Raw genomic sequence first — 14,560 nt, 5'->3', positions numbered from 1 at the left:
AGTGCTGGTTCGGTGCTTTTAGGCGCCAGCGAGGGCCGAGAACAGGATGAACGCCACCGGCGACGCGAAGACAATCGAGTCCAGGCGGTCCATGACGCCTCCGTGACCGGGGAGGATGCTGCTCATGTCCTTGATGCCGAGCTCGCGTTTGACCATCGATTCGGCGAGGTCGCCTGCGGTGGCGGCTGCCACCATGCCCACAGCGAGCACGACGCCGAACCACCACGGCTCACCCAGCACGAAGACCATGGCGAGCACGCCCACGATGACGGCCCCGGCGATGGAGCCGGCGAAGCCTTCCCAGGTCTTCTTGGGGCTGATCTTGGGGGCCATCGGATGCTTGCCCAGGGATGCGCCCACGAGGTAGCCGAAGGTGTCGTTGGCCACCACCAGGAGCAGCAGGGTCGCGATTTGCCACGCTCCCGGCGGAATCACCCCGTCAGGCCACAGGCCCACCGGCGTCTCGCCGTCGGCGGTGTGCAACAGCAGCGTTGCGAAGCTGATCAGGAACGGCACCCAGGACAGGGTGAAGACCCCCGCGAAGATGCTCCGCGCCGAACCCGCGGCGCCTTCCAGGGTCCGCCACAACAGCACTGCCACGCTGCTGACGAGCATGGCAAAGAGCAGGCTTTCGAGGCCGCCGAAGTAGGCGGCGATCGGCATGGCGACCGTGCCGACCATCACCGGGACGATCGGCAGGCGGGTGCCCGCGGCCTCCAGCGCACGGAAGATTTCCCAGACGCCGAAGATCGCGAAGGTAGCCGTCACCAGGACGAAGCCGAGCGGGAGGAACAGCAGGCCGCCGAGGACGCACACGAGCATACCAACGCCCGAGCCGATGGCGGCGGGCAGGTTCCGGCCCGCTTTGGGCGTCGGGTTTTCGCGTTGCTTCCCCCGCCTCCGGGCGCGCGGCCCGGAGGCCTCCTGTGCCTGATCCATCAGACCTCGAGCAGCTCAGCTTCCTTGCGCTTGAGCAGCTCGTCAATCCCGTCCACGTGCGCCTTGGTCATGGCGTCGAGTTCTTTCTCGCCGCGTGCGCCCTCGTCTTCGCCGGCGTCGCCGTCCTTGACGAGCTTGTCCAGTGTTTCCTTGGCCTTGCGGCGGATGTTGCGGATGGACACCTTCGCGTCCTCGCCCTTGGACTTGACGATCTTGACGTATTCCTTGCGCCGTTCGGAAGTCAGCTCGGGAATGGTGATCCGGATGACGTTGCCGTCGTTGGAGGGGTTGGCGCCCACCTCGGAGTCGCTGAGGGCGCGTTCGATGTCGCGCAGGGCCGTCTTGTCGTACGGGGTGACGAGGATGGTGCGGGCATCCGGGACCGCGAAGGAGGCCAGCTGCTGCAGCGGCGTCGGCGTGCCGTAGTACTCCACGATGACCTTGTTGTACAGGCCAGGTGTCGCGCGGCCGGTCCGGATCGAGGCGAAGTCTTCCTTGGCTACCTCAACTGCCTTGTCCATCTTGTCCCCGGCTTCGAGCAAGGTTTCTTCGATCACGGTCTCTCCTCAGAAATTGGTGCGTCCCGGGGGCCGGGGCGCGGCACGTCTTCTTGTGCGCCTGTGTCTTCCGCCTGGCAGCGGAAAGGTCCTGAAAACATCCTAGCCGTTGCTACGGGGTGACGACGGTGCCCAGGTCTTCACCCCGGATGGCGCGGGTGACGTTGCCCTCGCCTTCCATGCCGAAGACCACCATCGTGAGGTTGTTGTCCTTGCACATGGTCATCGCGGTCTGGTCCATCACGCGGATGTCGCGGCGGAGCGCGTCGTCGTAGCTGAGGCGGTGCAGCTTCTCCGCCGTCGGGTCCTTCTTCGGGTCCGCGGTGTAGACGCCGTCGACGCCGCTCTTGGCCATCAGGACGACGTCGGCGTGGACCTCCATGGCGCGCTGGGCAGCGACGGTGTCCGTGGAGAAGTATGGCAGGCCGGCGCCGGCGCCGAAGATGACAACCCGGCCCTTTTCCATGTGGCGGATGGCGCGGCGGGGAATGTACGCCTCGGCGACCTGGCCCATGGTGATGGCGCTCTGCACGCGTGTTTCCACCCCGGCCTGCTCCAGGAAGTCCTGGAGGGCGAGGCAGTTCATGACGGTTCCGAGCATGCCCATGTAGTCGGCGCGGGAGCGGTCCATGCCGCTCTGGGACAGTTCGGCGCCCCGGAAGAAGTTGCCTCCGCCGACGACGATTGCGACCTCGACGTCGGGGACTGCGGCGGCGATCTGTTTGGCCACGCCGCGGACGGTATCCGGGTCAACGCCAAGTTTCCCGCCGCCGAAGACCTCGCCGGAGAGCTTCAAGAGGACGCGGCGCCTGTTCTTCTTTGGCTGGGCTGAAGTGGTGACGGTTTCCATGGTGCCTTCCCGTTGGTGAACTCTGAGTTAGGTTATCGTGCTGGGCGCCCAAGGCGGCATTCCGGCCATGGCCGGAACCGGTGCCTCGCGCGTGCATGCAAAAGGGGTGGCCACCGTGGTGACCACCCCCTTAGCGTGCCTGGCTATTGCCTGACTGGTGTCTGGCTAGTCTCTGACTAGGAACCGACGCGGAAGCGCGTGAAAGCGGTTCCCTTGACGCCGGCCTCTTCGAGGACCTGGGCGACAGACTTCTTGGCATCCTTGGCGAATGCCTGGTCGAGGAGAACCTCGCCCTTGTAGAAGCCGGTGACGCGGCCTTCGACGATTTTGGTCATCGCGGCTTCGGGCTTGCCCTCGGCCTTGGCGGTTTCCTCGGCGATGCGGCGCTCGGACTCGACGAGCTCGGCCGGAACATCCTCGCGGGCGAGGTAGTTCGGGGACATCGCGGCGATGTGAACGGCGACGTCGTGGGCTGCGGTGGCAGCTGCTTTGCCTTCGCCGTCAACAGCAAACAGCACGCCGACCTGGGCCGGGAGATCCTTGGAGGTCTTGTGCAGGTAAGCGTCGACCGTTGCGCCCTCGATGCGGGAGATGCGGCGGACAACAACCTTCTCGCCCAGAACGGCGCCCTCTTCAATGACAACCTCGGACAGCGGCTTGCCGTCGACGTCGGTGGCCAGCAGGGTTTCGAGGTCGGCAGCGCCGGACTCGACGGCCACGGCCAGGACCTTGTCAGCCAGCTGGATGAACTTGTCGGCCTTGGCCACAAAGTCGGTCTCGCAGTTGACTTCGATCATCACGCCGACGCCGTTGGCGACCTTGGCAGCAACCAGGCCTTCAGCGGTGGAGCGGCCTTCGCGCTTGGTGGCGCCCTTCAGGCCCTTGATGCGGATGATTTCGATGGCCTTCTCGGCGTCACCGTTGGCTTCGTCAAGAGCCTTTTTGACATCCATCATGCCGGCGCCGGTGCGCTCGCGCAGAGCCTTGATATCAGCGGCAGTGTAGTTCGCCATGTGAACCCCTCTGTCTAGAAATTTATGTGGTGTACGGACCGACAGGACGGCTGCTCACCGAGTGAGCGGCCATCCTGTCGGTACCCCCTATGCAGCTGAGCGCATGTGGGGAGATCCAGATTTACTTGTCTGACTACTTGGCTTCGTCGGCGGCCGGTGCTTCTTCAGCAGCCGGTGCTTCCTCAGCAGCCGGAGCAGCTTCAGCGGCGGGTGCTTCCTCAGCAGCCGGGGCAGCCTCAGCGGCGGGCGCTGCAGCAGCTTCAGCCTTGTTGCCTTCGAGGAGCTCGCGCTCCCACTCGGCCAGCGGCTCTTCCGGAGCTTCCGTGGTGCCGGTGGCGCGCTGGTTGCGGGCGATGAGGCCCTCAGCAACGGCGTCGGCGACAACGCGGGTCAGCAGGTTGACGGAGCGGATGGCGTCGTCGTTACCCGGGATCGGGAAGTCAACTTCGTCGGGATCGCAGTTGGTGTCCAGGATGGCCACAACCGGGATGTTCAGCTTCTTGGCTTCATCGACAGCAAGGTGTTCCTTCTTGGTGTCAACGATCCACAGCGCGGACGGCGCCTTCGTCAGGTTGCGGATACCACCGAGGTTGGTTTCCAGCTTGGTGAGTTCGCGGCGAAGGAGCAGCAGTTCCTTCTTGGTGTAAGCCGAACCGGCGACGTCGTCGAAGTCGATCTCTTCGAGTTCCTTCATGCGCTGGATGCGCTTGGAGACCGTCTGGAAGTTGGTCAGCATACCGCCGAGCCAACGCTGGTTGACGTACGGCTGGCCAACGCGGGTGGCCTGCTCGGCGATGGATTCCTGCGCCTGCTTCTTGGTGCCGACGAAGAGAACGGTGCCGCCGTGTGCAACGGTGGCCTTCACGAACTCGTAGGCACGGTCGATGTAGGACAGCGACTGCTGCAGGTCAATGATGTAGATACCGTTGCGCTCCGTGAAGATGAAGCGCTTCATCTTCGGGTTCCAACGGCGGGTCTGGTGTCCAAAGTGGACGCCGCTGTCAAGCAGCTGGCGCATAGTTACGACGGGCATGCCGACGCTCCTTCCGGCAGGTCATTCATGAGAGAGCCCATGGCTCTCTTACCCTGCCAATAGTTGACGGTTGTTTAGCATTCGCCCGGGGCGGGCGTTGCTCCTGGCATCCACTGCGCTTCCCATCCGTGCCCAAAGGAACGGACCGCAGGAAGCGCAGTCCTCCGCATCGGAAGTTTCAGGCTTCTTTTGAGGAGGGCTGGATACGCGTAGTCAGCTGCTGCTCCCCCGCACCCCTGAATGAGGCGTGCCGGCTTCGGCAACCACGATTTATCGTGACTAACAAGCGTGAGGGCACAGCAAACTGCTCCACCAAGTGTACTACAGCGCCCCCGCCCCGAAGGACGGTTTTCGCCGGGCAACGGGGCGGCGTTCCGGGCCTGTGGCGGGGGTGGTTGAGCACCTTCCGCGGCGCCTTGAAGCGAAGCCGGGCGGCATGCGTCGTGGCCGGTAACCATCGTGGCCAGCGCGCGTCGTGGCGGCATCAGTACCGGGGCGGTTTGCGCCCGTTGTGGCGGTTTGCGCCCGTTGTGGCGGGTGCGCCCGTCGCGGCGGCATCCCGGTCGTGGCGGGTGCGCCCGTCGCGGCGGCATGCCTCGTCACGTGGTCGGAGGCCGGGGCGCCGGCGCCTAGCGACCGCGCCGGAAGCTTATCCACATAGCCGTCGTGGGAGATTCCGCCCAGCACGCTCCCGCGGCAGGCTGGGGCCATGAAGTTCTCCCCCGGCCTTGCAGCATTGCTTCTGGCACTGTCCCCCATCCCCGCAGATTCCGTCGCCGCGGCCTCCCAGGTTTCGGTTTCCACTCCGGCTTCGGCTTCGGCTTCGGCTTCGGATTCCACTCTGGTTCCGGCTTCCACCGGCCGGGGCACCCCCAGGGCAGGACCAGTCCCGGCACTTGACTGGAGCTGGCCGCTCAGCCCGCGCCCTGCGGTTCTGCGCGCCTTCGACCCCCCGGACAGGCCGTGGCTCAGCGGTCACCGCGGTGTCGATATTGCGGCGGCACATGATCGTGCCCCGCTCATCTCGCCGGCCGCCGGAACGGTGAGCTTTGTCGGGACGGTGGTGGACCGGCCGGTCATCACAATCGATCACGGCAACGGGCTGCGCAGCAGTTTCGAGCCGGTGGCGAGTTCGTTTACGGCGGGGTCCGCCGTGGCAGAGGGCGACGTCCTGGGGCAGGTACAGGCCGGCCACTGCGGCCCGGGGCCGCCCTGCCTCCATTGGGGCGTCCGCCGGGGCGAAGACTACGTCAACCCGCTGGCGTTCGTGATGGACCTGAGACCTTCTGTCCTGCTCCAGCCCCTGGATGCCGGCCCCTGACGATCGGCCCGCCCATGCACGGACCCCAGGCTGTCGCGGCGGCTATTGGGCGCGCATTAGACGATCGCGGAAATTCCCGTGATCGCCCGGCCGGTGACCAGGGTGTTGATCTCGTGCGTGCCCTCGTAGGAATAGATGGCTTCGGCGTCCGCGAAGACCTTGGCCATCTCGAAGTCCGTCACGATTCCGTTGCCGCCAAGGATGCTCCGGCCCAGGGCCACACTCTCGCGCATGCGCGCGGTCGTGAACGCCTTGGCCAGGGCGGACTGCTCGTCCTTCGCCTCCCCCGCGTCCTCCAACTGGGAAAGCCTCACCATCATGCCCATCGAGCTGACCGCGTTACCGAGGATCTGCACGAGCTGGTGCTGGACCAACTGGAAGGAGGCAATCGGGCGGCCGAACTGGCTGCGCTCCACGGCGTAGCGCCGGGCGACGTCAAAGGCCGCGAGCTGCTGGCCCACCGCCTGCCAGGCCACCGCGAGGCGGGTGACCTTCAGGACCTTGTTGGTGTCGCGGAAGCTGTTGGCGTTGGCGAGCTTGAAGAAGTCCGGCACCACCACGTTATCGAGCGTGATGTCGGCGTTCTGGACCGTGCGCAGCGAGATCTTGTTCTCGATCTTCACGGCGCTGTACCCCTCGGTCTTGGTGTCGACGAGGAAACCCTTGACCTGGTTGTCATCGACGTCGCGGGCGTAAATGACCACCCAGTCGGAGAAAGTGGCGTTGCCGATCCAGCGCTTGGCTCCGTTGAGGATCCAGTTCCCGCCGTCGCGCCGTGCTGTGGTGCGCGTGCCGCCGGCGACGTCGGAGCCGCCAAGGGGCTCCGTGAGGCCGAAGGCTCCGATCTTCTTGAGCGAGTAGATATCGGGAAGCCACGCGTCCTGCTGCTCCTTGGAGGCAAGGGCTTCGATGGAGCCGGTGAAGAGCCCGTCATGGACGCCCATGAACGTCGCGATCGACGTGTCCGCGCGGGTGGCTTCGGCGTGCAGGATTCCGGCGAAGAGGTTCGAGTAGCCCTGCCTCCTGACTGGGCTGACCAGGTCAATTTCGGCAAGCTTCGGGATCAGCTCCATGGGGAACTCAGCGCGATTCCAGCAATCGACGGCGATCGGCCTGACTTCACGGGTGAGGAACTCGCGGACCTCGGCCAGCCGGTCCTGCTCCTTGGCGCTGAGCAACTGCTCGAACGCGAAGAAGTCGCCGTCAGCGTAGGGCAGGTTATGAATGTCGATTGCAGCCTTGGGCATGGTGTTCCTTCACTCGTGATCAGCGGCGACCAAAAGGACGCGGGTTTCGCCCCTGAGATATGTTACTCACGAGTAACATATCTCAGTCTGGTGCCTCCTGCAAGCGACGGCCCGACAAAAAAGAGCCGCGGCCGACGTCGAACGTCAGCCACGGCTCCCGTGGTGCGGACCCCGGGTGAGGAGGATTCGCAAAAATGTAGGGCTACTCGGACTTGAACCGAGGACCTTAGGATTATGAGACCTTGGATAATTCCGCGCCACTAGAGGGAACTTCAGGGGATGACTATCCTCCGACTATCCACCACGTTAGAAATTGAGCTTGACATCAAGCCGTGCGGCGCTCTCGTGAAGGTCTTCATCGAACAACCCCGCGTAGGTATCCAGCGTGAGAAGGGCTGTGGCATGGCCAGCTATCCGCTGCACAACTTTCACGTTTGAGCCTACGCGGATATGCAGACTGAACCTCTTCAAGCGCCGCTGGCTGGCTGCCATGAGCGCCACCCCGGACTTACTGCCGGGGATTTGCGCGTAGCCGAGTGGCTGGCCGCCAATCTGGACGGCACCACCACTGTGCACCGCACGTGGCAACAGCTTCGCAACGAACTGCGCCTGCCGAATCATGCGGCGGGCGTTCACCTGACGACGCTGGCCCGGTTGGGATTTGTCGGAGAACGCATCAGGACGGGACCCCAGGCCGGATTACCGCTGGAGCTGCCAGTGCCCAAGCTGCCCGCGGAACGCACCGTCAGCAACTACGAAACACGCGCCGCCGTCGAAGCCAGGAATTCGCGCCGCGCCGCCGGCAAGCGGGCCGCTGACTTGCGGGCGGATGCCAAGTGGGGCGTGCGCGCCTAGTGTGGAGCGTCGCTACTGAGGACGCCGCTGCCTACTCACTGCGGCAAGTGCGGGAGGCGGCAGCCCGGCATGCACTCCCCTACTTCCAAAAGGACTCCTACCTGAGCGCCATAGCCGGAGCACCACTACTACCGGCAGAGAAGCGCACTAGGACGGCAATGGCTGAAGCGGTGAATCCCGACGGGCTCACAGCCGTTGACCGCGCCTCCATAGCGGCCGACACAGGCCAGAGTGTCAGGACGACTACGAGTCATTGGGAGCAAGGCAGGGCGGCGGCGCTTCTGGACAGCAAGCGCCGCTTCAACGCCACCAGCGTCCACATGGCCACAGTGCCGGGCTCTGGGGCGGCCCTGCCGTCTGAATGGGCTGTAGCTTCCCCGCTACAGGGCCACTTCTGGACGGCCGCCGAGCTCGATTGGTGGCAGTCGGACGCCTCCCTCGACGGCAAGAATGCGCCTTGGGGAGACCAGCATCCACCGTTCTAACTGGCGTTGCACTTTACATAAGCAGCTTCTACTGAACACGGCTCCGCCGGTTCAGCGCAGAGGAGAAGAACAGGGGCACTACGGAGCTACGTAGCAACCTGCTCGCAATCTCACCCATCAACACGGCGGCAGGTCCGGCCCTTTCAGGGGTCCGGGTTGCCTATTCGTTGCCCTGTGATCTGGCGACTCTGTTGCCCCGCTAACCGGGCAGGGCGTCGGCGCCAGCCGTAAGCCCGTGCTGACTGCTTCAGACGTGCACGCCGCCATTGGCCATTCGGGCTGACGCCCATTGCTTCAACCACTGCACGGCCTACCGCTGACGGGCTGTCGCCCTAAGCACCATAACCTACCGAAAGATTCACAATGACCGTCAAGAAGAACACCCCCGCCGCCCTGATCGCCGCCCGCGCTGCGGCCGCCGCCACCAACGAGGCCCTGGCCGATGTCATGAACCGGCTGGAGGCCGCACAGCTGGAGCTGTCCGAGGCCGACGGCAAGCACTCCGCACTGATTGAGCAGGACGCCGCCGGCGGCAAGCGCGCCAACGTGGCCGACGTCGTGAACCGGCGCGCCGAGATTGAGCTCGCAGGCAACCGCATTGATTCCCTGAAGGCCATCGAGAGCAACGCGGTCACGGCATTTGACCTCGCCACCATGGCTCTGCGCAATGAAGAGCTGCGTCACAGCGAAGGCCTGCTGTCCGACGCCGAGAAGGCTTCCCTCATCGCTGAGGCTGTAGCCAAGGTGTCCGAGGCCCTGGCTCCGCTGGTTGCGCGGTTCGGGGCTGCCCATGACGCCTATGTGGCTGCACTTACGGACGCGCGTGCTATCCGCACGGACGGCTGGCTTCAGCCGGGACTGGAGCCGCACGGCTCAGTCGGTGATGAACTGCTGGTCATTGATGGCTCCGTCTACCGCGTCCCCATGCTGACGTCTGCCATTGACGAGGCGGCCGACGCCGCCGCCTTCGCTGTCAAGAAAGAAGCCCTCCGCCCGGGCTTGCCGCCGCCGCTGCTGCTGACGCGCCGCGTACCGCCCTAACGGACGCATAAAACGCCGACCGCGCCAAGTACGGCCAGTAGGCCACCAAGCCACTAGCGCGGCCCCTGCGGGGGCCGCGTGCTACACCACCACACTACTAGCCAAAGGGATTGCTCGATGTAGGTCCGATCGACTGGACTGCCACCACATGCACCGCTGACGGATGCACCAAGCCGCGCACTGGCGTCTTTCACACGCTGTGGTCGACGCATTATGAGAAGTCACGGCGGGAGAAGAACGCAAAGCTTGCCCCGCGGGGCCTTGTCAGGGGATGCAGCGTGGCCGAGTGCCGGCGGCCACACCACGCAACCGGCCTTTGCCGCCTCCACTACAACCGCCAGATCACCACAGGCTCAACGGAGTTGAAGCCCAAGGCAGCGGCCAAGCCAAAGCCGCCTTGCTCGGTCGACGGATGCGCAAAGGAAGCCAAGACGCTTGGCTGGTGCGGGAGCCACTACTCCAATCACCGCCGGCACGGCTCGCCGGTACTGGACAATATGCGCGGGCCACGGGATGAACCGAAGCTAGACAAGTTCGCCCGCCACTTGACCGCCGATGATGAGATTGGATGCTGGATCTATTCCGGAATCGTCAATGACGACGGCTATGCCAAGTTCAACCTTGGACAAGGAGGGGGTGAGGTCAAGGCCCACCGCTGGCTCTATGAGCAGTTGACTGGCAGGGTGCTTACTCCCGCGATTCAGCTTGACCACGGATGCACGGACTGGGACAACGACCCGAAGAGGAAGCGCTGTGTTCGCCCAAGCCATCTAACCGAAGTCGACCAGGAGCAGCACACGAGGAACACCGCCGCACGCAAGGCGGCACCGTCTGGCCAGTGGTACAAACCCAACGAGACGCCACGCTCGCTCGCTGAGGTTGGCTTTGCGATCACACACAAGCTGCCCATGATCTGGAATCAGTAGCAAACAGTAAAGGGGAGCCCCCGAAGGGCTCCCCTTTCTGCGTTAGCTGCTTAGGGATGTGTCGGGTTCGTGGACCTGACAACCCGAGAGCGACAACAGGCGCTGTTACGCCCGGGACAGGCCGGCCGCAGCTTCGAGGGGCACCCCCACCCCTGTCCGAAAGCAGGCAGCACGCGGGCCACTGTCGGCCCTGCGTCCTAGTGTCTCGGGCATGGTGAAGATAGACGTAGTGGTCGTCGGCAAGATGCTTGACGAGCTACTGGCGCCCGCTCAGCGGCCCGCATATGAGGACTGGGAGCCTGACTATGACTTCCTCATGCTGGCGTCCCATTGCACATGCTCCTGCCACTAGACAGCGAGCTACAGCCGCGAGCCTTTGGCCTGCGCTGAGTGGCCTCACGCTGGGCCTACTTGGCCTTTGAGGTGCACTCCTTTGTGGCTGTGGCTACCGGGGCAAGGAGCGCCTGCATACCGTTCTGCGCGTCGCGCATATCTCCAAGCGCTGCATCTTCAGCCTTGGAATCTCCGTCGACAATCGCCCTGAGGGCGTCCTCTATGGACTCCTTCAAATTGCTGGAGAGAGCTGGAGAGAGCAGTATGCACGCATTGCTCTTGTCCAGCGCCTCGATGCACGACGCTGGCGTGACCTCTACGGTCGTCGGCTTAGCAGTAACAGCGACGGCTGGCGTGGACTTGGGCTTAGCCTGAGCGCTAACGGCGGAGCCAGTGGCCGCGCCGAGTCCGAACACGACCAGGATGCCAACCGAGATACCGAACCAGGTTGTCTTATCGATCCCCCGACGCGGCGGCGCTGGAAGCGGTGGCTGCTGCGGGAAGATCGGAAACTGGTTGCCGCGCTGCTCGACGTCGGGACCGTTCATCTATCTGCTCCTGTGTTGTGCTTACCTCCGTGTGGCCTGTCAGCCCCTGAAACTGAGATACGCATTCGATGATCTTGAGACATTTGACCGACATCCCAGCCCTCCCTTGAGGACCGCCCGTTGCCATTTGTGCCCGTTTTGATCGACTTAGGCAGATGGTGACGGGCGGGATCCCGAGGCGTAGAATTCGTGCCTGGGACGCCAGCACCAGTCAGAGGGTGGGAACAATGCAGCTTGACGAAGTCGTCGGCCGGTTCCATCAAACAATGAATGACTTTGCCAAAGGAGACCCGGAACCCGCCAAGGCCATTTTCTCCCACGGCGAGGATGGGTCCCTTGCGAATCCCTGGGGTCCTCCGGTTGTGGGCTGGGATCAGGTATCTAAGGCCCTCGATTCAGCCGCTGCCCGGTTCAAGGATGGACGTGTCACTGCTGTTGATGGCCTCACCAGGCATGTCACTTCCGATCTCGCAGAGGATTGGCAGGCCAAGCTTGGAGGAGGAGACGAAATATCGCAGTTTGATTTGCGTGTAACGAGTGTTTATCGCCCCGAGGGCGACACGTGGGCACTGGTGCATCGCCACGCAGACCCGGTCATCACACCCCGTCCCCCGGACGCTGTCCTGCCTAACTAGCGCACGAGATTCCCGCCGTTCGTTTCCAGTTCTTCGGCTCAAGGGGATCAGATCATGTGGGTCGTCGCCCTCCGTCGGTTCTTTTGGTTTTGGATCCAAACGCTCAACGACCTCGACCCTCACTCCCGAGATCGTCAACGCTAGTTGTAACTCTCACGGAGGTTGTGAACGCGCTGGATGGGTGAGTGGCCTTTGATGCCGCTGTGCGGTCGATGGTGATTGTAGTAGTGGACCCAGTCCTCAGCGTCTTAGCGCCATGCAACCGGCTCGGTCGTCGCGTTAGCGGCCGGACAGCGGTGGCCTGGTTCTAGGATTTCCCGCATGCACTTTGATGGAATCCGGTGGTAGGGCCGCCACCCCCGGGCATTTAGCCGGCCCGGGCCAGTCGAGGAATAGAGCTGCGGAAGGGGTGGTGCGGGCGTGACTGTCCGTAACCCGCCGCGCCTGTGTAATGGCTGGTGCGATTATCTGCCAGGAGCCGGCCACGGAAACATGCAGGTCAGGCGCCTACTTTTATACTGTGGCACAGCAGTCCGGTTAGGGGCACGCCACGGCGTCATTTCTCCCTAGGAATGACGATTAGCACCCCAGAGACCGGCTCCATCGTCCCTTGAAGATGGAGCCGGTCTGAGCGGCCTGCGCCGAGACGCAACCATCACAGGATTCAGAAAAGCCCCCGCGCTCGATCCCCGAGGAGAGCGCGGGCGCCTTCACTGAGGCTTCCATCCGCTACTGGGGGGACATGGAGGAACCTGCCAAACACAGTTGGCTCGAAAGCGCAAGTCAAACGCACGGATTGAGGCGTCAAGTCGTCGCTCGTCCCGAATATACTGATCAGTGCTGCAGCGGTGAGCAGTGAGACTTTCAAGGAAGTTTCCCCGGTTCGTTGAACAGATGGTGTGTTGCAGCGGGGTCAGCCATCAGGACCGGCACGGCCCGTGACAGGCCGGCTGGAGCAGGCCGCGGGAGGTGAATGGCTCCGCCCCGTTCCACCGGGTGCTACCCGGCGACTTTGGTGCCGGTGGAGGTTTCGGAGGCGGTGTTGTAGCCGCTCTTGGAACCGGTGACCTTTACCGTGATGGTCCGTCCCCGGTCACCGGAGCGGACCTTGTACGTGGCGGAGCTGGCATCGCTGATCAGAATGTTCGAGCGGTACCACTTGTAGGTCAGTGTCACCGGCGGCGGGCCCCACGCCCCGGGGACAGCCGTGAGGGTGGACCCGGCCGCCGCGGTGCCAGTGATCGTGGGCGTGGGTGCGGTGAGCGTGCCCTTGGCGATCGCTGAGGTCCCTGCGGACGTCCTGGAGGCCGTCGTGTAGCCGGTCTTGGAACCGGTGACCTTCACGGTGATGGACCGGCCCGCATCGCCGGAGCGCAGCTTGTAGCTGGTTCCGTAGGTATCTCTGATCTCGTTGCCCGATCGGTACCACCGGTAGGCCAAGTTCACCGGCGCCGGTCCCCAGGTCCCTGGCACCGCGGACAGCGTGGACCCGACCTTCCGGATCCCGCGGATTGTCGGAACCGGACCGTAAGTGATCTTGGCTGCGTGCCAGTAGCCGGAAAGGTACGTTTTCCCCAGGTATTGGACGCCGGCCCGGTTGAAGTGGATCAGGTCGCCCTCATTCACGGCTCCGGACTTGGAGGGTGCAAAACCCGTGGAGGAGACGCGCGCCGGCGTTTCCCGGTGGCTCCTGTCGATGTTGACCCTGCCCGGCGTGGCTTCGATGCCCTCCGGCGTCATCTGCCCCACCACAAAGGGGAGCTTCGACGCGGCCAACCGGGACCGGAAGAACGCAATGAGTTTATCCAACTTCGCGCTGTACGCGGAGGTCGTCATCGACGAGTTATTCTCGCCCTGGTGCCAGAGAACGCCTTTGAGATCCACCGTGCGGCCGGTCGCCCTCGCCGCCGCGATGCCCTCATGCGTCTGCCTCACCGCCAACTCCGGGAGGTCACGCGCGGACGATGTAGCCGCGCCGACAGACCATGTGAGTGAGGACGAGTCGCTCGTGAACCCGGTGCCGCCGTGCGCCGCCGGGATGATGAGAACCCCAACGTTGGCGGGCTGGGTTTTCAAATACTCACGGGCAAACGTCGTGGCAGGCGAAATCCCGCTCGCAGTGTCGTGCATGTCTAGGGGCACCGTGGCCGTCCGGAACCTGCGGTCCTTGGCGCCGTACTGGAAGATCCGCGGATCCACCGGATCATCGGTGGTGCCGCCTGGCAGACCCCGCCCGGACATGTTCGACTGCCCCGCCGCCAGGAACACATGCAGTACGGTGACCGCCTCCGCCGCCTGCACCGGCACGCCTGCCAGCATCATCGCAGAAACCGCCAGACCGACCAGCAGGCCCCGAACCTTTGACATGCGTCTTTTCACGGATCCCCATTCCGTTAGCGGGAGGCCCAGCACCCGGACCTGCAAAGCCGCAGACCCACCCGCCCTAGACGCCTCCCTCACCGGCAGCCAGCCCCGTCAGGTGCACCAACACAGCCCCGGACCGGCCATCATGAACAGTCTTATCCAAGGACCCTGCAGTTTTCTTGACCCACCCGCCCCGAGGCGATGGATTCACCGGCAACCCCGGGCGCCGGCAGTCCTGATTCGCCCGTCCGGGCACATGTTCCTTCGGGCGGCCGGCTGTCCATCGGGCCGCGCTGCGGGACGGTTCCACCAGCCGGGCGGGCGGAAGTGTCCGGGCATGCCCGTGTGAACGCCCACTATGGGCAGGACGAAGGCCGTTGCCGGCAAGGCGCCTAGTGTCTCGCTTGTGTATC

At 64.2% G+C, this 14,560-nt stretch carries 16 protein-coding genes and 1 pseudogene; 7 read left to right on the top strand and 10 right to left on the bottom strand.

Annotated elements, in window-relative coordinates; all coding sequences use genetic code 11:
• Nucleotides 1–18: 18 nt before the first annotated feature.
• The 5 genes from MRBLAR12_RS17725 to rpsB form a co-directional block, all read right to left on the bottom strand.
• On the bottom strand, nucleotides 19–939 hold the full coding sequence (locus MRBLAR12_RS17725; protein ID WP_364747362.1) for a phosphatidate cytidylyltransferase: 921 nt from the start codon (nucleotides 937–939) through the stop codon (nucleotides 19–21).
• Nucleotides 939–1,496, bottom strand: coding sequence for a ribosome recycling factor (gene frr, locus MRBLAR12_RS17720; RefSeq protein ID WP_018774548.1), 558 nt, complete (start codon nucleotides 1,494–1,496; stop codon nucleotides 939–941). Before frr ends, MRBLAR12_RS17725 begins: the two co-directional genes overlap by 1 nt.
• 112 nt (nucleotides 1,497–1,608) lie before the next feature.
• Nucleotides 1,609–2,346: a UMP kinase gene (gene pyrH, locus MRBLAR12_RS17715; RefSeq protein ID WP_018774549.1), complete on the bottom strand. Its 738-nt coding sequence runs from the start codon at nucleotides 2,344–2,346 to the stop codon at nucleotides 1,609–1,611.
• 176 nt (nucleotides 2,347–2,522) lie between these two features.
• Nucleotides 2,523–3,359: a translation elongation factor Ts gene (tsf, locus tag MRBLAR12_RS17710; protein ID WP_364747359.1), complete on the bottom strand. Its 837-nt coding sequence runs from the start codon at nucleotides 3,357–3,359 to the stop codon at nucleotides 2,523–2,525.
• 133 nt (nucleotides 3,360–3,492) lie between these two features.
• Nucleotides 3,493–4,392 carry a 30S ribosomal protein S2 gene (gene rpsB, locus MRBLAR12_RS17705; protein ID WP_229993441.1) on the bottom strand — a complete coding sequence of 300 codons (900 nt, stop codon included), beginning with the start codon at nucleotides 4,390–4,392 and terminating at the stop codon, nucleotides 3,493–3,495.
• Between the two features lie 709 nt (nucleotides 4,393–5,101).
• Here rpsB and MRBLAR12_RS17700 point away from each other — a divergent pair.
• Nucleotides 5,102–5,713, top strand: coding sequence for a M23 family metallopeptidase (locus tag MRBLAR12_RS17700; protein ID WP_364747357.1), 612 nt, complete (start codon nucleotides 5,102–5,104; stop codon nucleotides 5,711–5,713).
• A gap of 56 nt (nucleotides 5,714–5,769) precedes the next feature.
• Here MRBLAR12_RS17700 and MRBLAR12_RS17695 read toward each other — a convergent pair whose 3' ends face one another.
• Both MRBLAR12_RS17695 and MRBLAR12_RS17690 read right to left on the bottom strand, forming a co-directional pair.
• Nucleotides 5,770–6,960, bottom strand: a complete 1,191-nt coding sequence (locus MRBLAR12_RS17695; RefSeq protein WP_364747356.1) for an acyl-CoA dehydrogenase family protein — start codon at nucleotides 6,958–6,960, stop codon at nucleotides 5,770–5,772.
• A 306-nt stretch (nucleotides 6,961–7,266) separates the two neighbouring features.
• On the bottom strand, nucleotides 7,267–7,596 hold the full coding sequence (locus MRBLAR12_RS17690; RefSeq protein WP_356815720.1) for a hypothetical protein: 330 nt from the start codon (nucleotides 7,594–7,596) through the stop codon (nucleotides 7,267–7,269).
• A gap of 81 nt (nucleotides 7,597–7,677) precedes the next feature.
• Between MRBLAR12_RS17690 and MRBLAR12_RS17685 the strand changes: the two genes are divergently transcribed.
• The 5 genes from MRBLAR12_RS17685 (at nucleotide 7,678) to MRBLAR12_RS17665 (ending at nucleotide 10,619) form a co-directional block, all read left to right on the top strand.
• Nucleotides 7,678–7,815 carry a hypothetical protein gene (locus tag MRBLAR12_RS17685; protein WP_229993444.1) on the top strand — a complete coding sequence of 46 codons (138 nt, stop codon included), beginning with the start codon at nucleotides 7,678–7,680 and terminating at the stop codon, nucleotides 7,813–7,815.
• Between the two features lie 158 nt (nucleotides 7,816–7,973).
• Nucleotides 7,974–8,300: a hypothetical protein gene (locus MRBLAR12_RS17680; RefSeq protein ID WP_364747353.1), complete on the top strand. Its 327-nt coding sequence runs from the start codon at nucleotides 7,974–7,976 to the stop codon at nucleotides 8,298–8,300.
• 363 nt (nucleotides 8,301–8,663) lie between these two features.
• Nucleotides 8,664–9,341, top strand: a complete 678-nt coding sequence (locus MRBLAR12_RS17675) for a hypothetical protein (protein WP_364747352.1) — start codon at nucleotides 8,664–8,666, stop codon at nucleotides 9,339–9,341.
• Between the two features lie 362 nt (nucleotides 9,342–9,703).
• Complete coding sequence (locus tag MRBLAR12_RS17670) at nucleotides 9,704–10,267, top strand: hypothetical protein (RefSeq protein ID WP_364747350.1); 564 nt, start codon at nucleotides 9,704–9,706, stop codon at nucleotides 10,265–10,267.
• Nucleotides 10,268–10,478: 211 nt separating this feature from the next.
• On the top strand, nucleotides 10,479–10,619 hold the full coding sequence (locus tag MRBLAR12_RS17665; RefSeq protein ID WP_364747348.1) for a hypothetical protein: 141 nt from the start codon (nucleotides 10,479–10,481) through the stop codon (nucleotides 10,617–10,619).
• Between the two features lie 55 nt (nucleotides 10,620–10,674).
• On the opposite strand, the gene MRBLAR12_RS17660 is transcribed toward MRBLAR12_RS17665, so the two are convergent.
• Nucleotides 10,675–11,148 carry a hypothetical protein gene (locus tag MRBLAR12_RS17660; RefSeq protein ID WP_364747346.1) on the bottom strand — a complete coding sequence of 158 codons (474 nt, stop codon included), beginning with the start codon at nucleotides 11,146–11,148 and terminating at the stop codon, nucleotides 10,675–10,677.
• A 227-nt stretch (nucleotides 11,149–11,375) separates the two neighbouring features.
• Here MRBLAR12_RS17660 and MRBLAR12_RS17655 point away from each other — a divergent pair, with 227 nt between their 5' ends.
• Complete coding sequence (locus tag MRBLAR12_RS17655; protein ID WP_364747344.1) at nucleotides 11,376–11,783, top strand: YybH family protein; 408 nt, start codon at nucleotides 11,376–11,378, stop codon at nucleotides 11,781–11,783.
• A gap of 140 nt (nucleotides 11,784–11,923) precedes the next feature.
• Here MRBLAR12_RS17655 and MRBLAR12_RS17650 read toward each other — a convergent pair.
• Both MRBLAR12_RS17650 and MRBLAR12_RS17645 read right to left on the bottom strand, forming a co-directional pair.
• Nucleotides 11,924–12,025, bottom strand: a pseudogene (locus tag MRBLAR12_RS17650) (IS3 family transposase); the annotation flags it as partial.
• A gap of 757 nt (nucleotides 12,026–12,782) precedes the next feature.
• Nucleotides 12,783–14,150, bottom strand: a complete 1,368-nt coding sequence (locus MRBLAR12_RS17645; protein ID WP_364747343.1) for a sialate O-acetylesterase — start codon at nucleotides 14,148–14,150, stop codon at nucleotides 12,783–12,785.
• Nucleotides 14,151–14,560: the final 410 nt, after the last annotated feature.

It is taken from the genome of Arthrobacter sp. LAR12-1-1.1 (genome assembly GCF_040676555.1).
Taxonomy (GTDB): Bacteria; Actinomycetota; Actinomycetes; order Actinomycetales; family Micrococcaceae; genus Arthrobacter.
Note: the sequence above shows the minus strand (reverse complement) of the source record. Positions and strands in the feature narration are given on the sequence as shown.